This window comes from Bacillus sp. FSL R5-0286 (genome assembly GCF_038593245.1).
Taxonomy (GTDB): Bacteria; Bacillota; Bacilli; order Bacillales; family Bacillaceae; genus Bacillus; species Bacillus altitudinis.
The window spans coordinates 396,837-421,629 of the sequence record NZ_CP151977.1; the positions used below are offsets into that span (position 1 = coordinate 396,837).

Below are 24,793 nucleotides of genomic sequence, written 5' to 3' on the forward strand. Positions count from 1 at the left end.
CTATGAGCAAACAGAAGATTCAAAAGGTATATCCTTTAACACCAATGCAAGAAGGTATGTTATATCATGCCATGCTAGACCCTAATTCGTCCTCTTATTTCACACAGCTGGAGCTTGGAATAAGAGGGGAGTTTGATCTCGATCTTTTTGAAAAAAGTCTCAATGAGCTCATCGGCACATATGACATTCTCCGTACAGCCTTTGTCTATCAGCAATTACAGAAGCCGCGTCAGGTTGTACTGGCAGAGCGCAATCTAGATGTGTATAGAGAGAATCTATCTCACCTGAATCATCAGGAACAGCAAAAGGTACTAGATCAATATAAAAAGCAAGTGAGAAAGCAAGGCTTCCATTTAACGAATGATTTGTTATTGAAGGTCGCTGTTTTTCAACTGAATGAAACAAACTGGCATCTCATTTGGAGCAACCATCACATCATCATGGATGGTTGGTCCATGGGAGTTTTGATGAAAAAATTGTTTCATTACTACGAATCTTATCGGAACGGCAAAACGCCGGATCGCTCACAAGGAAAACCTTATGCAGATTATATTCAGTGGCTTGGCAAGCAAAATCAACAAGCAGCGGAAGGCTATTGGAAGGATCGCTTAGATGGTGCGATTCAGCATCAAGGGCTTTTGCAGCAAAAAGAAGCGAACGGACAATATGACCATCAGGAATGGACGTTCACATGGGATGCTGAAATGGTCAGCACCATTCAAGAGATCGCAAGGAATTGCCAAGTGACAGCACCAAATCTATTCCAGGCTGTTTGGTCGGTTCTTTTAGGCACTTACCATGCGGCACATGATGTCACTTTCGGAACAGTCGTATCTGGCAGGCCGCCAAGTGTGGCTGGGATAGAACAGATGGCAGGACTTTTTATCAATACAATACCGGTCAGGGTAGAAATGAATCAGGAAGACACCTTCAAACAGCTGTTTCAAAAAGTTCAGCAGCATGCGCTGGAAGCGGAAAACTATGATTTTATGCCGCTTTATGACATTCAGCAACAGACAGCTGCAGGAGGACAACTCTTCGATCACTTGGTCGGGTTTGAGAACTATCCTTTAGATCAAGAGCTATCTGGTGACACCATGTCGGAACGTCTAGGGTTTTCCATTGATGTAAAAGACGGATTTGAACAAACGAATTTCGATCTAAATGTCCTCGTATATCCAGGTGAAACATGGACATTGAAAATCAAATACAATGCGGTGGCTTTTGAAGAAGAGGTCATTGAAAAAATATCGAAACACCTGACCAACCTCATGAAGCAGATCATCGAGAATCCGGAAGTTCGCCTTCATGACGTGACGTGTATCACTGAAGAAGAAAAACAGCAGATTGAAGCATGGAACAAGACAGAACGAGATTATCCAAAGCATCTGTCTATTCCTGAGCTTCTTAAAGAACGCATTCAAACACAGCCAGACCATCTGGCGTTAGTCGAAAGAGAGCGGGCATTCACCTATGAAGAACTCGGCCAAGAAATCCATCGTGTTGCGGGATATTTGATTGATAGCGGAGTGAAACAAGAAGATGCCGTCGCAGTGTATATGAATCGATCTGCTGAAGCAGTGATCGCCATTTTAGCGATTCTTCAAGCAGGGGCTGCTTATGTACCAATTGATCCAGCCCAGCCAGAGGAGAGAATCCGCTTTATGCTTGAAGACAGCGGCGCATCCGTTTTGCTCTATGCGGACAGCCAGCCGCCAGTTCATGAAAGTATCCAAGCCGTTCGTGTGTCGGACATATCGAATCATTCCAACGGACCATTCGAAGTCGAGACCTCTCCTTCGCAATTGGCGTATATCATGTACACGTCGGGGTCAACAGGCCAGCCAAAAGGTGTTCAAATTGAGCATCAGCATATTGTCAGATTGGCATGTTCTCAGGAGACACTGGGCTTGAACAAGTCGGATCGTATGGCACATACAGGAGCAGTCAGCTTTGATGCCATTACCTTTGAAATTTTCACCACACTGCTGAACGGTGCAACGCTTTATCCTGTTGACCGTGACACGTTATTGGACATCAACCGGTTTGAACGCTTTATCCAAACGAATCAAATCTCGGCGCTCTTTTTAACGACAGGTTTGTTTAATCAACTCGCTCAGCAGCGGCCGCATATGTTTAAGGGATTGTCCAAATTGATCACAGGCGGTGATGTGATCAATGTGAAAAGTGCAGAGCTTGTGAAGAAGAATCATCCATCACTTGTTTTACTGAATGCGTACGGCCCCACAGAAAACACCACCATCTCGACCATTTATGAGGTGAGAGGGGATGAAACGGGCACGATTCCAATTGGTCAGCCGATCAATCATTCGTCCGCTTACATTTTAGATGACAATCAAAGACTTCAGCCAATTGGCGCGTCAGGAGAGCTGTATGTTGGCGGAGACGGTGTCTCAAGAGGATATCTCCATCGTCCAGAATTAACAAAGCAAGCATTTATCGCTGATCCTTTCAAGGCAGAAGGGCGTTTGTATCGAACAGGAGATTTGGCTAGGTACGGTTCAAATGGTCAAATCGAATTCCTCGGACGGACAGATGATCAAGTGAAAATCCGTGGTTTCCGTATTGAGCTCGGTGAAATTGAAACGATTCTTCAACAAGAGACGGGGATCGATGATGCGGTTGTGCTCATCCATGAGTCTCCTTCAGATGAAAAAGAAATGACCGCTTACTATACGGGAACGATCACGGAAGAAGAAGTGCGGGCTCTATTTAATCAAGCACTGCCAGCATATATGGTACCTCATCACGTCATGGAGCTAGATGCTTTTCCGCTTACCACAAACGGAAAGGTCGATCGAAAAGCTTTACCAACGCCTGACGAAGCTGATCGTGAAAAAATCAGGATCATTCCACCTGAAACCGAGACGGAAAAGGCGCTTGCTCAAATTTGGGAGGAACTGCTTGGGAAAGCGGTGGGAATAGATGAGCATTTCTTCATGACTGGCGGACATTCACTCAAAGCAATGATGATGTCAGTCAAAATCCAAGAAGTGTTCCAAAAGGAAGTTCCGATTCAAGTGATATTCGAAAAGCCAACAGTTCGATCGCTTGCGTCATACATTGACCAGGACGGTCAAGAAGAACAAGGACATCCGATCTTACCCGCAGCGAAGGCGGAGGACTATCCAGTGTCACCAGCTCAGCGGCGCTTATACATTTTACAAACACTTGAACCTAAGAGTACGAACTATCATATTCCGATCGTCTTAACGCTTGAAGGTACGCTCGATCATCAGCGGCTCACCTCAGCATTTGATGAATTGATTCAAACGCATGAAATTTTAAGAACGAGTTTTCATATGAAAGGCGAGAACATCGTCCAAAGGGTACATGAACGATCGGCATTTGACCTCCCCATCCATGATGTAAAGGAAGAAGAGGCCGAGGCATTTCTTGCTGAACGTCAGGCGCCGTTTGATTTGACAGCCGCTCCCCTCCTGCGGGCACAGCTGCTCAAAGTGAGTGACGACCGTCATCTATTAGTTCTGGAAGCACATCACCTGATTACAGATGGCAGTTCCATGAAGACGTTCATTCAGGATTTGGCGAAAGCCTATGATGGAGAGGCACTTGCAGAAAGAGCCATTCATTATAAAGATTACGCTGTCTGGCAGTTAAGTGAAGAAGAAACAGAGAAACAGCGTGCACATGAAGTGTATTGGCTGAAACAATTCCAAGGAGATGTACCGGTTTTAGATTTGCCGACAGACTTTCCGCGTCCAGTGGAACGTGATTTTTCTGGAGAACGGGTGATGTTTGGCTGTGATCAAGCGACAACTCAGCGTATTCATGAGCTGCTCAAGAAAACAGATACGACGCTGTACATGTTCTTGTTATCTGCATTTCAAGTGCTGCTCGCATCCTACAGCGGACAGGAAGATATCATTGTCGGATCTCCTGTTGCGGGGCGAACACATCCAGATATTCAGGACATGCCAGGGATGTTCATCAATACCATTGCGATGCGCGGAAAACCGGAACAAACAAAGTCATTTTTACAGCTGCTTGAAGAAATAAAAGAAACGAGTGTAGATGCTTTTGCACATCAAAGCTATCCGCTCGAAGAGTTAATCGCGCGTCTACCGCTTGATCGTGATACAACCCGAAGCCCGCTCTTTAGTGTTTCGTTTAATATGCAGAACATGGATGTTCCTGCACTAAAGCTCGGCGATCTGAACATTTCGCCTTATGCGATGCAGCACCGATCCGTCAAATTTGATCTGTCTCTAGAAGCATTTGAACGTGAGGGAGAAATAAAACTAAGCCTAGACTATGCAACGGCATTATTTAAAGAGGAAACCATCCGCCGGTTCGGAACACATCTTCTTGCGATTATTCGTGAGGCGGTCCAGCATCCGAATGAACAAATTGGCTTGTTCAACCTCTTGGATCAGCATGAGCAAATGGAGCGGCTGGAGAAAAGGGATGGAGAACAAACAGGTCATCATGAGCCGTACCATGTGCAATTTTCACGTCAAGCCATGGAAACGCCTGATGCCATTGCGGTGATGGATGGTGAAAGGAAGCTGACCTACCGTGAACTAGATCACATGTCCAATGCTCTTTGCAGTGAGCTGAAGATGCAAGGCGTAGAGAAAGAAAGCACAGTCGCACTTATTGTTGATCGCTCTGTCTATGTCATTGTCTCCATGCTAGGTGTAATGAAAGCAGGCGGTGCATTTGTACCAATTGATCCAGCTTTTCCTGCGGAACGTATTCGTTACACATTAAAAGATTCAGGGGCAAAAGTCATCGTGGCAAATGAGTCTCTTGGCGATTCGTATCAGCATCTCAAGTCGATTCAGGTCGTACATGTGGAGAAAGCCGTCCAACGAAACGATTCTCTAGACCTGCCAGACGTATCGGTTGATCAACTGGCTTATGTGATTTACACATCTGGAACAACAGGGAAGCCAAAAGGTGTACAGCTCACGCATCGTAATCTATCACACTACGTCAATTGGTTGACACATGAAGTGACTTTACAAGAATGTGATCGAACGGCACTCCTGTCTTCTTATGCATACGACCTTGGTTACACAAGCATTTTCCCGGTTCTAAAAGCAGGCGGGACACTCTATATTCCTCATGAAGACGTGTATACAGACCCTGTACGTCTCATGCGTTTTATTGATGAACAAGAGCTGACTTATATCAAAATGACACCATCCTTATTTCATATGATGGCAGATTCGAAGGGTCATACATTTGACGCTTTACGGCTTGTGGTATTGGGAGGAGAACCGATTGTCTCTGAAGATGTTGCGACATTTATGAAGCAGCATCCATGCGTGGCAGTGATGAACCATTACGGTCCGACAGAAACAACGATTGGTACAGTGAGCAAGCTAATGACACCGCATGAGCTGGACGCTTTAAAGGAGCGTTCTATCATCGGAAAGCCTATTGCTCATACAAGAGCGCTCGTATGCAATCGCGAGCAGCGCCTTGTTCCTTATGGTGCACCGGGGGAGCTTTATATTTCAGGTGATGGTGTTTCAAGAGGTTATTTGAATCAGCCTGAATTAACAGCAGAGCGTTTTCTTGAAAATCCTTATTTCCCTCAAGAGCGGATGTATCGAACGGGAGATTTGGTTAGACAGCATACAAATGGAGAGATTGAATTCCTTGGAAGAGTAGATGATCAAGTGAAAATTCGCGGCTATCGAATTGAGAAACAAGAAATTGAGCATGCCGCACGTGCCCTTTCTTCCATTCAAAAAGTATATGTCAAAGTGATCACCACAACTCGTTTACCGGAGCTGGCGTTATATTATACAGCACCTGATCACATTGGAACGCTGACATTTAGAGAAAAGCTTTCAGAGACGCTGCCGGATTACATGATTCCTACTTATTTTGTCAAAGTGGATCATATGCCGCTGACACAAAACGGAAAAGTAGATGCAAAATCTCTGCCGCTTCCTCATGAGGCACATATGAACCGCACGGCACACGCAGCACCTGAAACGGCGTTTGAGCAGACGCTTTGTGATATTTGGTCAGATGTTCTTGAGATTGAAAAAGTCGGCATTGATGACCATTTCTTTGAATTAGGCGGGCATTCTCTGAAAGGCATGGTGCTCATTTCGAAAATGCAAGCCAAACTGAATCAGCATGTTCCACTCAAGGTTCTTTTTGAAAAGCCAACGATACGGGCGATAGCTGCCTATTTGGAAGAAGCTGATGCTTCGCTCGTCACATCCATTCAGCCAGCGGAAAAGCAAGATTTCTATCCAGTCTCTTCCGCACAAAAGCGAATGTACGTATTACAGCAGTTGCATCCAGAATCCGTCACCTACCATATGCCAGCCGTTTTCATGATGGAAGGAAACCTTGATCTGAAGCAGCTAGAAGGAGCGATTCAAGCTTTAATTGATAGACATGAGTCATTGCGGACAGCTTTTGTTGAAATTGATGGCAGTCCCGTCCAAAAAATCTATCGCCGTGTGCCGTTTACGTTACAGATGGTTGAAGTAGAAAGCGATCAGGTACAATCCGTCGTAGACAACTTCATGACACCATTCTCATTACATCAAGCACCTCTAATGAGAGCAAAAGTGGCAAAGCTGTCTGATGACAAATATGTGTTCATGATGGATATGCACCATATCATCGCAGACGGAGTGACACGCAGGCTACTTATTCAAGAATTAGCGGAGTTGTATGAGCATAAGACGTTATCGCCAGTTCAGTTGCACTACAAGGATTATGCGGTATGGCAGCAAGAGGAAGAGCAGCAAGCAGCACTTGAAAAACAGCGGCAGTATTGGCTGGAGCAATATGCACAGCCGCCAGAAGACTTGGCACTTCCGCTTGATTTCCCTCGGCCTAGTGTGCAGTCATTTGCAGGAGATCGGGTTGATAGATGGCTGTCTGCTGAAAAGGCGCAGCATATCAAAGCGTTCATGGCTGAAAAAAATGTGAGTTTGAACATGGTGATGCAAACGGCCTTTGCCATTCTCCTTCATAAATTGACTGGGCAGCATGACATCGTCATAGGGGCTGTAACGGCTGGACGTACACATGCGTCAATCGAACGGATTCCGGGCATGTTTGTGAATACACTGGCCCTTCGACATGACGTTCAGTTAGAAGAAACTGCAGAGCATCTGCTAGAAAAAATAAGAGATCACAATCTATCAGCTTATGAACATCAAGGATTCCCATTTGAGGATTTGGTCGCGCAGTTAGACCTTCCGAAAGACACGAGCCGCAACCCGTTGTTTAGTGTCATGATGACAACGGATGAGCGTGATCTGACGTTACCGGATTTGAATGGACTTACGCTGTCGCACAAACAGCAAGAAGCCGTTCAGGCAAAATTTGATTTAACGCTCGGTGTCTTTGAGGAACAAGATCAAGTGGGCTTGCGCTTTGAATATGCAGCGGCACTATTTAAAAAGAGTACCATTCAGCGATGGAGTCAATATTTTGAGCGAATCATAGACGAAATGCTTGCGAAATTGAATCAGTCGATCTCGACCATCTCCATCTTAACAAAAGAAGAAGAGCGACATCTGCTTGATGATTGGTCCGGCCCTTATCTAAATGTCCCGACAGATCAAACGGTTCATGCATTGATTGAGACAAAGTCACAAGAAGTACCTGATCAAAAAGCCGCAACTTTCTGCGGCACAAGCTGGACGTATGAAGAACTGAACAACCGGGCGAATACAGTCGCCGCAAGACTTATGTCCAGTGGCACAAAACCGGGAGACCGCATCGGCATTCTCACGCGTCCATCACTCGAGATGACAGCCGCTGTTCTCGGAGTTCTCAAGGCAGGTGCGGCATTTGTGCCGATTGATGCCGATTATCCAGCGCAGCGCATTGCCTACATGCTGGAAGATGGCGGGGCAGAGGTCCTTCTGATTCAGAAAGGGCTCACTGCACCACCTTCTTTCACAGGTCATACCCTCTTCATAGAAGAGGCAGTAGAAGGAGAAGCACACGAGATTCAGGTTCCTATCAAACCAACGGATCTCGCCTATATGATTTACACATCTGGAACGACTGGACAGCCGAAGGGTGTCATGGTCGAGCACCAGTCCCTTGTCAATCTTGCTTTTTGGCACAATGATGCTTTCCAGGTGACGAAACAAGACCGAACCGCCAAATATGCCGGCTTTGGCTTTGATGCCTCCATTTGGGAGATGTTCCCGACGTGGATGGCCGGCGCAGAGCTCCATATCATCGACGAAGCGATTCGCCTCGATATGATCAAGCTCAATACGTATTTCAATGACGAAGGCATCACCATCGCGTTCCTGCCAACACAGCTATGTGAGCAGTTTATGTCGATGGACAATCATTCTCTCCGTTACTTACTGACAGGCGGGGACAAGCTGAAACAGGTGAAGCCCGTTCCATACAAACTCGTCAATAACTACGGCCCAACAGAAAATACGGTCGTGGCGACAAGCGGGATCATTGATCCAGATCAAGGCACGCTTCCTATCGGAACAGCGATTGCCAATACTCGTTTTTACATTATGGGTTCGTTATATGACCTCTCGCCGCAAGGCGTACCGGGTGAGCTCGTGATTGCGGGGAAAGGACTGGCAAGAGGCTACTGGAATCTCCCAGAGGAAACGGACAAACGGTTTGTCCCAGATCCGTTTTATCCAGGAGAGCGTATGTACCGTACAGGTGATTTGGTGAAGTGGACAGAGGATGGCGAACTGATCTATCTCGGTAGAAAAGACCATCAAGTGAACATCCGCGGATTCCGGATTGAGCTATCAGAAATTGAAGCACAGCTCCTTGCGCTAAATGAAGTGAAAGAAGCCGTCGTGACAACGGTCAAAGACGCAAGTGATCAAGACGCTCTTGTCGCTTACGCCATCACAGATGAAGAAGGGGCCACTTTGAAAGAAAGCTTAAAGCGCACCTTGCCTGAATATATGGTGCCATCATGGATCATCAAGCTAGACCAACTGCCGATGACGGCAAATGGCAAAGTGGATCTCAAAGCACTGCCAGCACCTGATATGGAAGCGAATCAAACAGCATATGAAGCCCCAAGAGATGAAGTGGAAGCACTGCTTTGCGGTATTTGGAAAGATGTGCTTGGCGTCAGCCAAGTTGGTATTCACGACCATTTCTTCTTCTTTGGCGGAGATTCGATTAAAGGCATCCAAATGGCAAGCAGACTCACGCAAGAAGGCTGGAAGCTCGATATGAAACTGCTTTTCCAATATCCAACGATTGCGGAGCTTCGCCCATATATCGAAGAAGCGGATCTTCTCACAGCTGATCAATCACCTGTCGAAGGGGAAGTCATTTTAACACCGATTCAGCGCTGGTTCTTTGAACGTAACTTTGATCACCAGCACCACTGGAATCTCTCAATGATGCTTCATGCGCCAAAAGGGTTTGACTTGGCTGTCACAGAACAAGTTCTACAAAGACTGCTCTCACATCATGATGCACTGCGCATGGTGTTCAGACAGGAGCATGATGACAATCTGCAATACAATCAGCGGGAGCTGACAGAACCATTTTCAATTATTTCTTGTGATGTTTCAAAAGCGCAAGATGTGAAACAGGCGATTTCCACATACGCCAATGAGTATCAGCGTCAACTGAATCTTGAAAAAGGTCCATTGATGAAAGTGATTTGTTTCCATACAGAAAACGGTGATCACTTACTCATCATCACCCATCATCTTGTGATTGACGGCGTTTCTTGCCGGATTTTACTAGAAGACTTTATGTCTCTTTATCATCAGGAAGAAAAAGGAGAAACGATGGTTCTGCCGCCAAAAACGCACTCTTTCAAAGAATGGGCAGAAGCGGTTGAACGATACGCGCAGTCACAGCTGCTAAAAAACCAGAAGGAGTATTGGGCAGCGATTGAAAATAGACCGTTTACGACTTTACCTGTTGACCATGAAGTAAAAGAAAGAAAAGTCGCGGATACGAAAGCGGTCAAAATGCAGTTGACAGAAGCAGAAACCGAGCATCTGTTAACGAATATCCATCTTCCGTACACAACAGAAATGAATGATATTCTTCTATGTGCGCTCGGGCTGGCCGTTCAGGAATGGACAGGTCAATCTCATGTACATGTACAGCTTGAAGGTCATGGAAGAGAGGACATTTTATCAGGATTAGATATATCCCGCACAGTTGGCTGGTTTACGAGCATGTATCCAGTCGTTCTTGAAGCGAAACCGAATCAGACCATTGCAGACGCTATCAAAGGAACGAAAGAGATGCTGCGGCGTGTACCGAATAAAGGGATTGGTTACGGTATTTTAAGATACATGACACCATCCGAACCGTCAGTTAAACACGTGCAGCCTGAAATCAGCTTGAACTATCTCGGGCAGATAGATCAGGAAGTGACGACAGAACTCTTTGGACCTTCAACCTATGATATGGGCCGTCAAGCAAGCCCTGAATCAGAAGCTGTTTATAAGCTGAACCTCAGCGGTCTTGTTCAGCACAATCAATTCATTCTGTCGTGCTCATATTGTGCAAGTGAATATGAAGAACAAACGATACAGCAGTTCATCGCATTGTTGAAGGAGAAAATCAGATCCATCATCACTCATTGCTTAGCGCATCAAGAGCGAGAATTTACGCCAAGTGATTTCTCGGCTGCAGACCTTGAAATGGATGAAATGGACGATATCTTTGACATGCTCGAGGAGAAATTGACCTAACACCACTAGATCAGTCATGAAAAAGGAAAGGAGGAATGAAATAGATGAGTCAATTTAAAAGGGATCAAGTTCAAGATATGTACTATCTGTCACCGATGCAAGAAGGAATGCTGTTTCATACCCTCCATCATCAAGAAAAAGGCTTTTATGTAGAACAAATGGATATGAACGTGAAGGGGACACTTCGGTCTGATCTGCTTGAGAAAAGCATGAATATCATCGTGGAACGGTACGATATTTTTCGTACCGTGTTCCTCCACGAAAAAGTGAAGCGTCCTGTCCAAGTTGTATTAAAGAATCGACCTTTCCAGCTTGATATTGTGGACATACAGGATCTTTCTGAAAGTGAACAGCTTGAACGTATCGATCGTTTTAAACAAAAGGATCAGCTGAGAGGATTTGATCTCTCGAAGGATCTGCTCATGCGGGCCTCTGTTTTTCAAACGGGTCCTTCAAGCTATCGCTGGATATGGAGCTATCACCATATCCTTCTAGATGGCTGGTGTTTTGGCCTAGTTGTACAGGAATTGTTTGCGATTTATCATGCACTTTTGCATGACATCCCTTACAGGCTGGAGCCAGTCAAGCCATATAAAGAATATATTCAATGGCTGGAAAAACAAGATAAACAAGCCTCACTTGAATATTGGACGCAATCTTTGGCGGGCTTTGAGGGGCAATCGACTTTTAAAGAACAGCGAAAGCAAACAAATGAGCATGAATTAGGCGAAATCGAATGGGCTATGAGTAAAGAAGAAACAGCTGCTTTATCAGAGTTAGCCTTGCAGCAGAATGCCACGTTAAGCAGTGCGCTTCAATCGGTTTGGTCTATCTTACTCAGCAGGTATCAGCGCTCAAACGATGTGTTGTTTGGAACGGTTGTGTCAGGACGTCCGGCAGATTTGGCTGGTGTGGACCGAATGGTGGGATTGTTCATCAATGTCATTCCAAGACGAATTCAGCTGACAGACCAAATGACGTTCCGTTCTCTATTATCAGAGACGCAGCAGCAGTCTTTAGCGGCTGAACCGCACCAATATATCCCGATTTATGATATTCAGGCTAAAGCAGGTCAGCAGCAGCTCATTGATCATATTGTGGTGTTTGAGAACGTCCCTGCTGCAAAGAAAGACGAGCAGGAGTCACTGCTTGGCTTTACAGTAGAAGACATGAATGTCTATGAAAAATCGAACTATGATCTCAATTTACTTGCATCACCTGGGGAACAATTGCAGCTGAAGCTGGCCTTTAATCAGCGTGCATTTGATCCTGCATTTGTCCATAAATTAAAGGATCAGCTGACCCTTTTGATCAAAGGGACCATCAAACATCCAGATCAGTCAGTTCATACACTGACACTTGTGACTAAGCAGGAAAAGCAGCGAATGTTAGAGGAATGGAATGCACCTGAGCTGGAGCATGATCAGCTTTATTTGACAAAGTGGTTTGAACATAATGTTCGAAAACAGCCGAATGCAGTGGCATTATCAGCAGGTGATCACACGATGACATATGCGGAGCTGAACGAACAAGCCAATCGACTGGCAAGGCATTTGCAAAAAAATGGGGTCAATCATCAAACGGTGACCGCCATTTTAGCAGAAAGGACACCTGAACTCATTGTCAGCTTACTCGCTGTCTTAAAAGCAGGTGCCACCTATGTGCCGATTGATCCAGATTATCCAGAAAGCCGTATCCAATATATGCTGAAAGACAGTGGAGCGACGCATCTTCTGACTCATTCATCCTTTATCAGTCAGACGAGGTCACTCGCATTTGATGGCACGTATCTTTTTGCAGATGATCAAGAAATTTTACTGATGAGCTCAGAGAATCTGCCACTTGAAGCTGGTTTAGATGATACGGCATACATCATGTATACATCTGGAACAACCGGACAGCCAAAAGGCATCATGACGACCCATTCCAATATTGCCCGGGTGGTCAAAAATACGAATTATTTAACCATTTTAGAAACAGATACATTGCTGTCGTTATCAAATAGCGTATTTGATGGCTTTACATTTGATGTATATGGTGCGCTTTTAAACGGAGCAAAGCTTGTCCTGCCGCAAAAAGAAACCATTTTAGATATGGGGAAGCTCACTGAGCTGATAAAAGGAGAGCATATTTCTGTCATGTTTGTTCCAACGGCTTTATTCCATCTTCTCGTTGATGAAGGAACAGACTGGATGCGCAGTGTGCGTAAGGTACTGTTTGGAGGAGAGAGGGCATCGGTTCAGCATGTGAGAAAAGCCTTTGATGTGATGGGAAAAGGCAGATTGTTGAATGTATACGGACCAACCGAATCAACGGTTTTTGCCACATATTATCCGATAGATGAAGCGATCCCTTTAGAGGCACATTCTATTCCAATTGGGAAGCCGCTCAACCAGACGGGCGCTTATATATTAAGTGAGCACAGGCAGCTTCAGCCGATTGGAATGGTTGGAGAGCTTTGTCTGAGCGGCAAAGGACTGGCAAAAGGATATTTGAATCGTCCTGATCTGACAAAACAAGTGTTTATTCCTCATCCTTTCGCTTCGGGTGAGCGCCTGTATCGCACAGGGGATTTAGCTTACTTTCGAGAAGACGGTCTGATTGAGTATGCAGGCAGAGTTGATGATCAGGTAAAAATTCGAGGACACCGAATTGAACTGACCGAAATTGAAGCCAACCTTCTCATGCACCCAGGTGTAAAACAAGCTGTACTCCTAGCGGATCATGATGAAACCAATCATACAAGGCTGCTTGCCTATATCACGTGTGATGATGCATGGAAAGGCAAACTCGATGACATCAAATCAAGGCTGAAAGAGCGTCTTCCAGCTTATATGCTGCCTCATGAGCTGATTGAACTGGAGAACCTCCCACTTACGCCAAACGGGAAGGTTGATAAACGCCAGCTACCAAAACCAGAGGCACCGCAAGGAAACCGCCGTGTGAAACTGCCCGCAAATGAAGTGGAACAAAAGCTGTTGGTGATGTGGCGGGAAGTACTTGAACGAGAGGATATTAGCACAGATGACCATTTCTTTGAGCTTGGCGGACATTCTTTAAAAGCGATGTCTCTTTTGTCCAAAGTATCAAAAGAGTTTGAGGTTCAGGTGCCAATCCATTTGTTGTTTGAGACCCCGACGATTGAAGCGCTTAGTCATTATATTCAGCATCAGGACGGGGAAACCGCTGGCTATCTTGTATTCAATGAATCTCAAACATCAACAGTCTTTGCTCTTCCGCCATTACCAGGCTACGGCTTTATCTATCAGGAAGCAGCAAAAACGCTTGATGATGTCCGGTTGATCGCCTTTGATTTTATTGAAACGAATAACCGAATGGCGCAGTACGTTCAGCATATTCAGCACCTTCAGCCAAAGGGGCCGCTGACGTTGATGGGGTACTCAGGCGGATGTTACCTCGCCTTTGAGCTTGTTCAAGCGCTTGAACAAGGAGGACGGACAGTCGAGAAAGTCATCATGATCGATTCCTATAAGAAAATTGGAGAAAGTGATTTAGAAGGGCGATCCATTGATGATGATATTGAAGCGATTGTTCATCAAACGAAACAAAGCGAACTTGCTCAAGGGGAGATCGTTCAAGAAGCGCTTGCCCAAAAGACGCGCGCCTACTATGAAACGTTTGTTAAGGGGGTGAATCAAGGCAAAATACAGGCAGATATTACGTTCATCCAATCTGAAGAACAAATAGCGATCCCGGACTGGATGGAAGAGTGGACACAGGCAACGACCGGATCTTTTACCCAATACCAAGGCTATGGCCGGCATGCTGATATGTTCAAACATAAAGAATGTGCAGCTCAAAATGCAAAGCTGATCAAACATATTGTCAATCAAACAAATAGAGAACGAGTCTTGTAAACTTTAGATTAGGCAGGATGCAGCCTTGCAGTCCTGCCTAACAAAAAAGGAAAGGAACTCATATGAAACCATCAACCATTAACCAAACGAGTATACATGAATCAATGGATGCGATTTTACAAGATGTAAAGACAACCATTTTACAAACCAACGAAATCGAACGCTTCGCTGTTTTTTCACGTGAAAAAACCATTCGACCGCGGCCGTATCACCTCTCTCATTTATTTCTCGACAAGCACATTGAGCAGGAGGCCGCAGCGGAAGCGATACAGACGCAAACGGCTGTACCTGCTTTGGCCGACATGCCGCCCGCTCTTTCCTATGGAGGGGATCTCGACGTCACACAAGGCGCACAGACCTTACAGGAAGTCTTAACAGAGGCTGCAAAAACGACAAATGGGCTTACGTATATCGTGAATAGCAAGAACGAACTCACACAATCTTATGCACAGTTACAAGGAGACGCCGAGAGGGTTCTGACTGGTTTAAGGGCACTGGGGCTTAAGGCAGGCGATCCTGTTTTCTTTCAATTCTCATCGAATCATGCCATGGTCACTGCCTTTTGGGCATGTGTATTAGGCGGATTTGTTCCAACGCTTGTGTCGGCTGCCCCAACCTATCGGGAGATGAATGCTGCAGTGAAGAAGCTTCATCATGCTTGGAAGCTGCTCGAGCATCCACTCATCCTAACAGATGACTCACTGATCGAGGAGGTGCAAGGGTTAGCCTTACTGTGGCACACAGACCAATTACGTGTCGCAGCAGTTGAGCCGATGCTGACATTAGAAAGAGATACAGCCGCTCACCCTGCCGCGCCGGATGATTCCGTCTTCTTTATCTTAACGTCTGGAAGTACAGGGATGCCAAAGTGTGTAGAGCATTCCCATAGAAGTGTGCTGGCGAACGTCAAAGGAACAGTGGCAGCGAATCAATTTACACAAGAGGATGTCTCGTTAGACTGGATGCCTTTAGATCATATTGGTGGCATCGTGATGTTCCACCTTGTCAATGTGTACACAGGCTGCGAGCAGATTCGGGCAAGAACAGATGACTTTATCGCTCAGCCGCTGAGGTGGCTTGACTGGATGGACCGCTACCGTGCAACGAAGACGTGGGCACCTAACTTTGCATTTGCGATGATCAATGATTATGAGAAAGAGATTTCATCAGGGTCTTGGGATCTGTCGGCGATGACCTGCATGATCAATGGGGCAGAGGCGGTCGTTCCAAAAACCATCCACCGATTTCTACACCTGCTTGCTCCGCACGGCTTAAAGGGAGATGTGATTAGACCGGCTTTCGGCATGTCTGAAATCTCATCAGCGGTTGTGTTTTCCTTTGCGATTGAGCGTGGAGATGAAAACAGCGGGGTTCTGACCTTTGAGGAAACATCGCTGACAGAGCAGCTAAGACCAGCAGAAGCACGTGAGACAGGAACCGTCAGCTTTACAGAGTTGGGCAAACCGATTCCAGGTATCACGATACGCATCGTCAATCATCAGCATGAGCTTCTTCCAGAAGATCATATTGGCCGTGTGCAAATAAAAGGCCCAACCACCATGAAGGGCTATTACCGGAATGACGAAGCGAATCAAGAAGTATTTCAAGCGGATGGCTGGTTTCACACGGGTGATTTAGGTTTCCTGCACGAAGGAAGGCTGACACTAACCGGTAGAGAAAAAGACATGATTATCATCAACGGGAAAAACTATCACAACTATGAAATTGAAGCCATAGCAGAGGAAGTACCGGGAGTAGAAACGAGCTTTGTGGCTGCTTGTTCCGTCCGAATGGAGGCTTCTGCATCCGATGAACTGATTCTCTTTTTTACACCGAAGCTGTATGAGCCGGCTTATATTATGAGGGCAAGTCAGCACATTAAATCCCATATTGCAACAAAAATGGGCTTGTCTGCATCTCGCATCATTCCTGTCCAGAAGCATGCATTTCCCAAAACAAGCTCTGGAAAAATAGAAAGGGCACAGCTCAAGACAAGATGGCAAGAAGGCGAATTTGATGAAATGATCATGGAAATGGACATGAGACTTGAAAATGAACATACCTTGCCTGATTGGAGTTATCAAAAGAAGTGGATACCTGCTCCACTTGATGCAGCTGACAAGCAGATCATAGGGGACGTTGTGATCTTTGCAGATCCATTAGGACTGGCAGATCAATTGAAATCTTTTGCAAACAGTGAACAAACATACATTACGGTTGAACCGGGTCAAGCGTTCAAACAACTCACACACACTCACTTCATCATCCACCCGAATCGGCCGTCTGACTACGAACAACTCTTTGAGACGCTCCGTTCGTATGGCGTTTCGGTGAAACACATCATTCACCTTTGGAACTATACAAACCAAGAAGACAAGCTTTATGTGGCCAAGGCGAAACAAGCGCAGAAAACGGGCAGCATGAGTGCATTATTTTTAACAAAAGCCATTTCCGTCTATGAGGAGCAGGTGGCCATCACTTTTGTCTCAGCCCATGCGATGAATGTGCCAGGGGATCATATCCACGATGTAGAAAAAGCAACGACAGCCGGACTGATGACAGCAGTTCAGCATGAATGGCCGTTTATCAAGGTGCAATGTCTTGATTTTTCTCTAGCAGAATCGGTATCTAGTCATTCCCATGCAATGGCGATTATGGCAGAACTCACACATGACCAAGACTGTCATGTCGCTGCTTATCGTCAAGGTGTTCGTTATATTCCCTTTTTAGCACCTCTTCATTTGGAAAAGGAACAGAAAAGGAAAGAGCCGCCATTTGAATCATCTGGGCTTTATGTCATAACAGGCGGGCTAGGCGGAATTGGACGTTTAGTCAGTGAACACCTACTGACATCTTATCAAGCACATCTCGTGTTGCTTGGAAGGAAAGAGAGAGAGGCACTTTCTAGTGACCAGCAAGAGACATTGTCTTTGCTAGAAAAGCAGGCAAAAGTGCATGGCGGCAAGGTTCTGTATGAGAAAGCTGACATCACGGCTGAAAAAGAGGTGGAAGCGATCATCTCTAGACATGAGGTCGCTGGAAATCAAAGGCTGGATGGCATCATTCATTTCGCAGGTATTATTCAAGAAGAACTGCTTGCTGATATGACATCTGTGTCTCTGAATGACATGTACGAAGCGAAGGTATATGGAACGATTGCGCTCCATGAAGCTGCCTCCAAACGCAGGAATGTTTTATTTCTTTCCAGCTCGTCAGCCCGAACGCTAAAGGGTGGTATGACTGTCGGCGCCTATTGCGCTGCCAATGAGTTCGTGGAACAATTTGCTCATTATCAGAAGCTGACATCTACAGTGAAGCCATATTGCTTTAGTTTCAGCATGTGGGACGAGATTGGTATGAGTGAAGGCTCCATGATAAAAGGCATGTTAAAAGAAAGAGGTTATCTTCCAATTTCAAAGCAGGCAGGCTTCCAAACGATGCTCGCATGTCTGATGACAGATGCTCCGCTCATTTATGCGGGATTGGATCGATCGAAGAAAGAGATTCACGAGATGATCCATGCGGATGCGGAGATGCAAACAGAGCAGACCTTTTACGTCTTTTTCAAAACTGATCAAACAAAGGCGGTGGAAGAGCGGCTTTATCAATCGATTCATACATGTTTACAGTCCCGTCTATCTGGTGAATATGCCGTACATTTGTTTCCTGAGGAATATTGGAAAGAAACAGAAGATGGATCGCCAGACGAGGCATATTTTCATGAATTAATAGAGGAAAGCGGAATGGATGCAGACAACAGAGCACCTCACACAGAAACGGAGAAACTGCTCGCACACATTTGGTCAGAGCTGCTCGGTGTCCCAGATGTCAACTGCGGCGATCATTTCTTTCTACTAGGAGGTCATTCGCTGAAGGCGACGCAAATGCTGTCTGCGGTTAGGCAAAAAACAGGGTTTGACGTGCCGCTTGCTGTGTTGTTTGAACATACGAGACTCGGAGAATTAGCAGACTGGATCGATTCAAATGCCAAAGCAGATGAAGTGATTCCGATGAGAAAAATGGAGAAGGGTCAGGACATTCCGATGTCTTATGCCCAGCAAAGACAGTGGTTCCTCTATCAATTAGAGCCGGATCTGCCATTTTACAATAATACAATTTCGTTTCGGATGAATGGGCCTTTAGATATCAAGGTGCTTCAGGAAAGTCTGCATCATATGGTGGAAAGACATGAATCGCTCAGAACGTCCTTTACGATGAGCGGGGATGAACCGGTACAGGTCATTCATGAACAGATGGCCCTGCCAGAGCTTGAGGTGATGGACCTTTCAGGCATAGCGTCACAGGAAGAGAAAGAACAAAAAGCGACTGAATGGGCGAAAGAAGAGGCATCCACACCTTTTCAATTAGAACACGAAGCGCTCTTTCGAGTGAAGCTGATTCGACTTTCATCCGCAGAGCATATCTTGCTTATGTCCATTCACCACATCGTGTCAGATGGCTGGTCGATTGGCATTGTTGCAAGAGAATTATCTGAGTGGTATACAGCGGCGATCGAAGGGCGAGAGCCTCACTTGCCGGCACTGCCTATTCAATATGCGGATTACGCACTGTGGCAGAAGGAGTATTTGACAGGAGAACCATTGCGTAAGCAGCTTGCCTATTGGAAGGAGCAATTTGCGGCGCCTGTTGAAGATTTGGTATTGCCGTATGATCATCCGCGGCCGGCAGTTCAATCCTACAAAGGGAAGACGAAAACATATCAGCTGTCGAAGTCACTGTCTAAAAAGATTGCGGCGCTATCCAAGAAAACAGACAGCACACTGTATATGACCTTGCTGTCGGCTTTCTCTACCCTTTTACATCGATTGTCTTCACAGGATGAGTTTGTCATTGGCTCGGTCATTGCTGGGAGAAATCGAACGGAAATGGAGCATTTAATCGGATTTTTCGTGAATACATTGGCGCTTCGGATCGACCATAGCGGGAATCCAGCCTTTACGGAATTATTAGAGCGAGTGAAGGAGACAACCGTCGGTGCTTATGCACACCAGGATGTGCCGTTTGAGATGGTGGTCGATGAATTGAATATTGTGCGTGATGTCAGTAAGCAGCCGCTGTTTCAGGTCATGTTTGTTCTGCAAAACCTACCGCTTGAAGCTTCTCCAATGGGGGAGGCGACGTCGGTTTTAGCCATTGAAGATAATGATACAGCGAAATTTGATCTCTCCCTGTTTGTGTTTGAAGGAGCTGAAGGTCTTCAATTAAAACTGGAGTATCATGCGGATTTATTTTCTGATGACACGATGGAGCGATTCCTCGCATACTACGAGCACCTGCTTGAAAGCATTTGTGAAAATCCAGCGCAGCCGATCAGACAAGTGAATTTCCTGCCAGAGAAAGAAAAGCATCAATTGCTCTATGAATGGAGCGGAAAGACTGATCAACCAAAAGGTCCGCTGCTTATGACGGAACGATTTGAAGCGCAAGTGAAAAAGACACCTCATGCAGTGGCGCTCGAGTTCCAGGGAGATGAGTGGACGTACCAAGAGTTACATGAGAAAGTCGATCGTCTAGCAGCCTATTTGCAGCAACGAGGCGTGACGCCGCATGAACCAGTTGGACTGCTCATCGACAGATCGCCTGAAATGATTCTTGGGGTGCTGGCCATTGTGAAAGCAGGAGGGGCTTATGTGCCAATTGATCCTGAATATCCAGATGCCCGCATTGATTATATGCTGAGAGATACAGGGATTCAGCTTTTACTGACAAAAAATGAATGGCTGAAAAAAGTATCCATCCATCAAACGGAACTCATTTGTCTTGATCAAGGGTATGAAGAATTCTTACCAGAAGCAGAGGTCATGCCCGCTGCACTAAGACCTGATGGACTTGCTTATATCAATTACACATCGGGGTCAACTGGACAGCCAAAAGGAGTACTGATCCCGCATCAAGCGGTCGTCCGGCTTGTGTGTGAAACAGACTATGTCACCCTTAATGAACAAACGCGCATTTTACAAATCGCCAGCTTCTCTTTTGATGCTTTTACGTATGAAATATGGGGTGCCCTTTTAAACGGGGGAAGGCTCATACTGACGGATCGAAATACCATTTTATCAATGGATACATTAGCGGAAGCACTAAAAACTTATCAGATTACAACAGGGTTCTTGACTGTGCCGCTGTTCAACCGTTTAACAGAAGAACATCCAGAAGCTTTATCTGGACTTCATGCATTATTGGTCGGCGGAGATGCCTTATCAGCCGCTCATATCCGAAAAGCACTGCCGTATTTGCCTGAAGGGCTTTTAAATGGTTATGGACCAACAGAGAATACAACATTCTCCTGTGTGCATCATATTCGGGCACTGGAAGAAGATCAGGCGACGGTCCCGATTGGACAGCCTATTGCTTATTCACAAGCTTATGTATTAGATGACCAAATGCAGCCAGTTCCGCAAGGCGTCATCGGCGAAATTTATGTTGGCGGCATAGGGCTAGCACTTGGTTACCTTGGAGATGAAGAAAAAACAGCATCATCATTTATCCCGCATCCTTTCCAAGAAGGAGCGCGTTTATATAAAACAGGCGATATGGGCCGCTGGCTGTCAAATGGCATCATTGACTGTCTTGGAAGAATCGATCATCAAGTGAAAATTCGTGGACACCGCGTGGAATGCGGAGAAATTGAAGCTGCTATGCTGACATTTGATGACATCACAGAATGTGCCGTTATCCCGCATCAGCATGAGAGTGGTCATAAGCGATTGATCGGTTATTTTGTCCAAACAGGCGGCATGACCACGCAAGACATTCGCCATAACTTAAAAGACATTCTGCCAGATTATATGGTGCCAAGCCTATTAATAGAGCTGGATGAATTACCGCTCACGCCAAATGGCAAGGTAGACCAAAAGCGTCTTCCGCCGCCAGAGTGGAGACAAGAAGAAGTAGAAACAGCCATTGACAAAGCAGCTACTGAGGAAGAACGTGTGTTAGAAAAAGTGTGGTCTCAGCTGCTAGGCGTTCCTTCTATTGGCGTCCATGATAACTACTTTGAGCTTGGCGGAGATTCCATTATTGTCATACAAATGGTGGCACGCTTAGCACAGGAAGGCTACGTCATCCAGCCGAGAGATGTATTTGAAAAACAGACCATCTCACAACTCGCACAAGTGATGAGAAAGGCAGAGGTCTCTACGGTCTATGATCAATCACCTGTGACAGGAGAGGTTCGTCTTCTCCCGATTCAATCTTGGTTCTTTGAGCAATCGATGACCAATCAAGATTATTGGAATCTATCGGCGCATATTGAAATGAAGCGATCTGTTCCACATGAACAGTTAACACAGGTTCTTTCAAAACTGGTCGATCATCACGATATGCTGAGAGCTATCTATACAAAAGAGGCAGATGGCACATGGATTCAAACCATTCGTGAGCCTGGTGTCACACCATGTGTCACATTCTTTGATGTGACGGATGTATCTCAGGAGGAAGCACGGGAACAAATCCGCTTGGAGACAAGTGCCTGTCAAGGAACATTGTCATTAGAGCGCGGAGAAGTGATCAAAGCGATTCTTTTTCATACAGGTGAAGACACGTCTGAGCTCTTTATTGCTGCACACCATCTCGTCATGGATGGCATATCATGGCGCATGATACAAGAAGATGTACTAAATGGATTGAAACAGCTTGCTACGGGGCAGGACATCATATTTGCGAAAAAAACCGCCTCCTATAAGCAGTGGGCAGATGCCTTATATGAATATGCACAAACAGATCAATTACAAGCGCAGGCCTCTTTTTGGCAAAAAATCAAGGATCAAGAGGAAGAAGGTTCTCCTTTCCAACTGCCTGCGCTTTCTAATATAGAAGAACATGCAGAGATCCTGTCGGTTCAGCTCACAAAGGAACAAACAGATATGTTACTTAGACAGGCCTCACAAGCATACCGAACAGAGATTAACGATTTACTGTTATCAGGCCTCACGCAAGCCATTGGAAAGCCAATGCTCATCACGTTAGAAGGGCATGGACGCGAGGATTTATTTGAACAGATGGATTTGTCACGGACAGTCGGCTGGTTTACAAGCTCTTATCCTATTTTTATTCCTTTTATACAAACCGATGTTGCAAGACAAATCAAAGACGTCAAAGAAACCTTACGAGCTGTGCCGCAAAAGGGAATCGGCTATGGTTTGCTTCAATACATGACAGAATCTCGTTTACTCAAAACGGTAACGCCGCAGATGAGTTTTAATTACCTCGGTCAGTTAGATCAGGCAGATGGCGAAGCCAAGCTTTATATCGCAGACGAACGAAATGGACATGTTCACGATCCGAAAGCAGAAAGACAGCATTTGATCGATGTGTATGGATATGTGACAGATGGTCAGTTGCAGATGAACTTTATGATCAATCGGGAACTGCTGCAAGATCAAGAGGTGCGGTTGTTACCTGAACGTTTTAAAGAAAAAATGGAGATCATCTTGACGCATTGTGTTGAAACGAGCGGCGGCTTTACACCATCTGATTTTCCAATGGTTCAGCTCACGCAAAAGCAAATAGATGAACTTCCAGACAATGTAGTCGATGTGTATCCGCTGTCTCCAATGCAGCAAGGAATGCTGTTTCATGCACTGCTAGATCAAGCCTCACAAGCTTATTTTGGTCAGGTGCATATGACGCTCCAAGGCTTAACAAACGGTGATGCCTATGAACAAGCTTGGAACCTTCTTGTAGAACGTCATTCGATTTTGAGAACAAAATTCGCTTGGGAAGGGCTGAAGGAGCCTGTTCAGTTCATTCAATCAGAAGGAAGCATCCACCTCACTCAGCACGATGTGCGCCACCTGAGTGACGCGGAGCAAGAAGAGACAATCGAACACTTTTTAGTATCTGATCGTTCAAAGGATTTCAATTTAGACCATATAGATGAACCGCTGATTCGGATTGCTTTATTCCGTTGTGATGAGGAAAGATGCACGTTTGTCTTTAGTTTTCATCACATTTTAATCGATGGCTGGAGTTTGTTCAGTTTTATTCAGGAATCTTTTGCGCTGTATCGCTCTCTTGTGGACGAACGAGAGATCAGTCTTTCTACAGTCCGTCCATATAAAGATTTTATCGAATGGCTGAAGAAGCAGGATCAAGAGAAGGCGCAAGAATTCTGGCAGCGTTACATGTCAGGCGTAGAGGAAGCGACACCGCTTCCAGGAGACGGCGAAGAACATGCTTCAGACCAAGAAGCAAGCATGGCGCAGTCCAGCGTCAAATTGACGCCAGAGATGCAGCAGAAGCTGGAGAAGATGACTGGCAAGCAGAAGGTCACGATGAGCACACTGATTCAATCAGCGTGGGGATTGCTCTTGCACCTTCATTCGGGCGCAGAGGATGTCATATTTGGGGTGACCGTATCTGGCCGGCCAGCCGACTTACCAGAAGTGGAAAGCATGACAGGGCTCTTTATTAACACATTGCCGCTTCGTCTACCGATCCATTCGGACTGGACGATTGCGCGATTGCTCGCCTATACACAGGAAACCGTTTTTCAGATGAGAGAATACGAGTATACCGTACTGCCAGATATTCAGCAGATGACGGAAATTCCAAATGGAGAGGCATTGTTTCACAGCATTGTCGTGTTTGAAAACTATCCGATTGAGTCCATTGAGCCGTATGGCGTACGCATTTTAGACATCGCCAGTCATGAAGAAACAAATTATGACTTAACCCTTGTCGCAGTGCCGGGAGATACGCTGGAGCTTCGGATCACATACAACTTAAATCAATATACAGAAAAGCAAATACAAACGCTGATGCAGCAGCTGATTCACACCCTTGAAGCCATGACAGAACAAGTGGATACGCCGCTATCTTCCTTCACACTTGTGACAAGTGAGGAAAAAGAGCGGATGATCAGTGATTGGGCGAAAAACGCACATGTCAGCGTGCTATACCCAGACCAAGAAGAAGTTTATGCAGGCGTACATGATCCTGCCTATGAAACGGAAATATATGTCCTGAATGAAGAACATCAGCTCATGCCGATTGGATTTCCTGGAGATATTTTTATCGGCGCCAAAGAGATCAAAGCACTTTTTGGAGAGCTAGCCGATTGGATGGAGGCGCATAAAATTCCGCATCCATTCAAACATCAAACAGGCGAATACCTTTATCCGACAGGGGATGTCGGCGTTTGGACGGAAGAAAGCAAGATTCAGATTTTGGATTGGATGTAGGAGGAGAAGAAGA

General features: G+C 45.6%; 3 protein-coding genes. All 3 read left to right on the forward strand.

The genetic code is table 11. The features are described from left to right. Nucleotides 1–2 precede the first annotated feature (2 nt). The 3 genes from NST24_RS02030 (at nt 3) to NST24_RS02040 (ending at nt 24,780) form a co-directional block, all read left to right on the forward strand. Complete coding sequence (locus NST24_RS02030) at nt 3–10,697, forward strand: amino acid adenylation domain-containing protein (protein WP_342462239.1); 10,695 nt, start codon at nt 3–5, stop codon at nt 10,695–10,697. Between the two features lie 44 nt (nt 10,698–10,741). Then, nucleotides 10,742–14,575, forward strand: coding sequence for an amino acid adenylation domain-containing protein (locus NST24_RS02035; RefSeq protein ID WP_342462240.1), 3,834 nt, complete (start codon nt 10,742–10,744; stop codon nt 14,573–14,575). 62 nt (nt 14,576–14,637) lie between these two features. Beyond that, complete coding sequence (locus NST24_RS02040; RefSeq protein WP_342462241.1) at nt 14,638–24,780, forward strand: amino acid adenylation domain-containing protein; 10,143 nt, start codon at nt 14,638–14,640, stop codon at nt 24,778–24,780. The last annotated feature ends 13 nt before the right edge of the window (nt 24,781–24,793 follow it).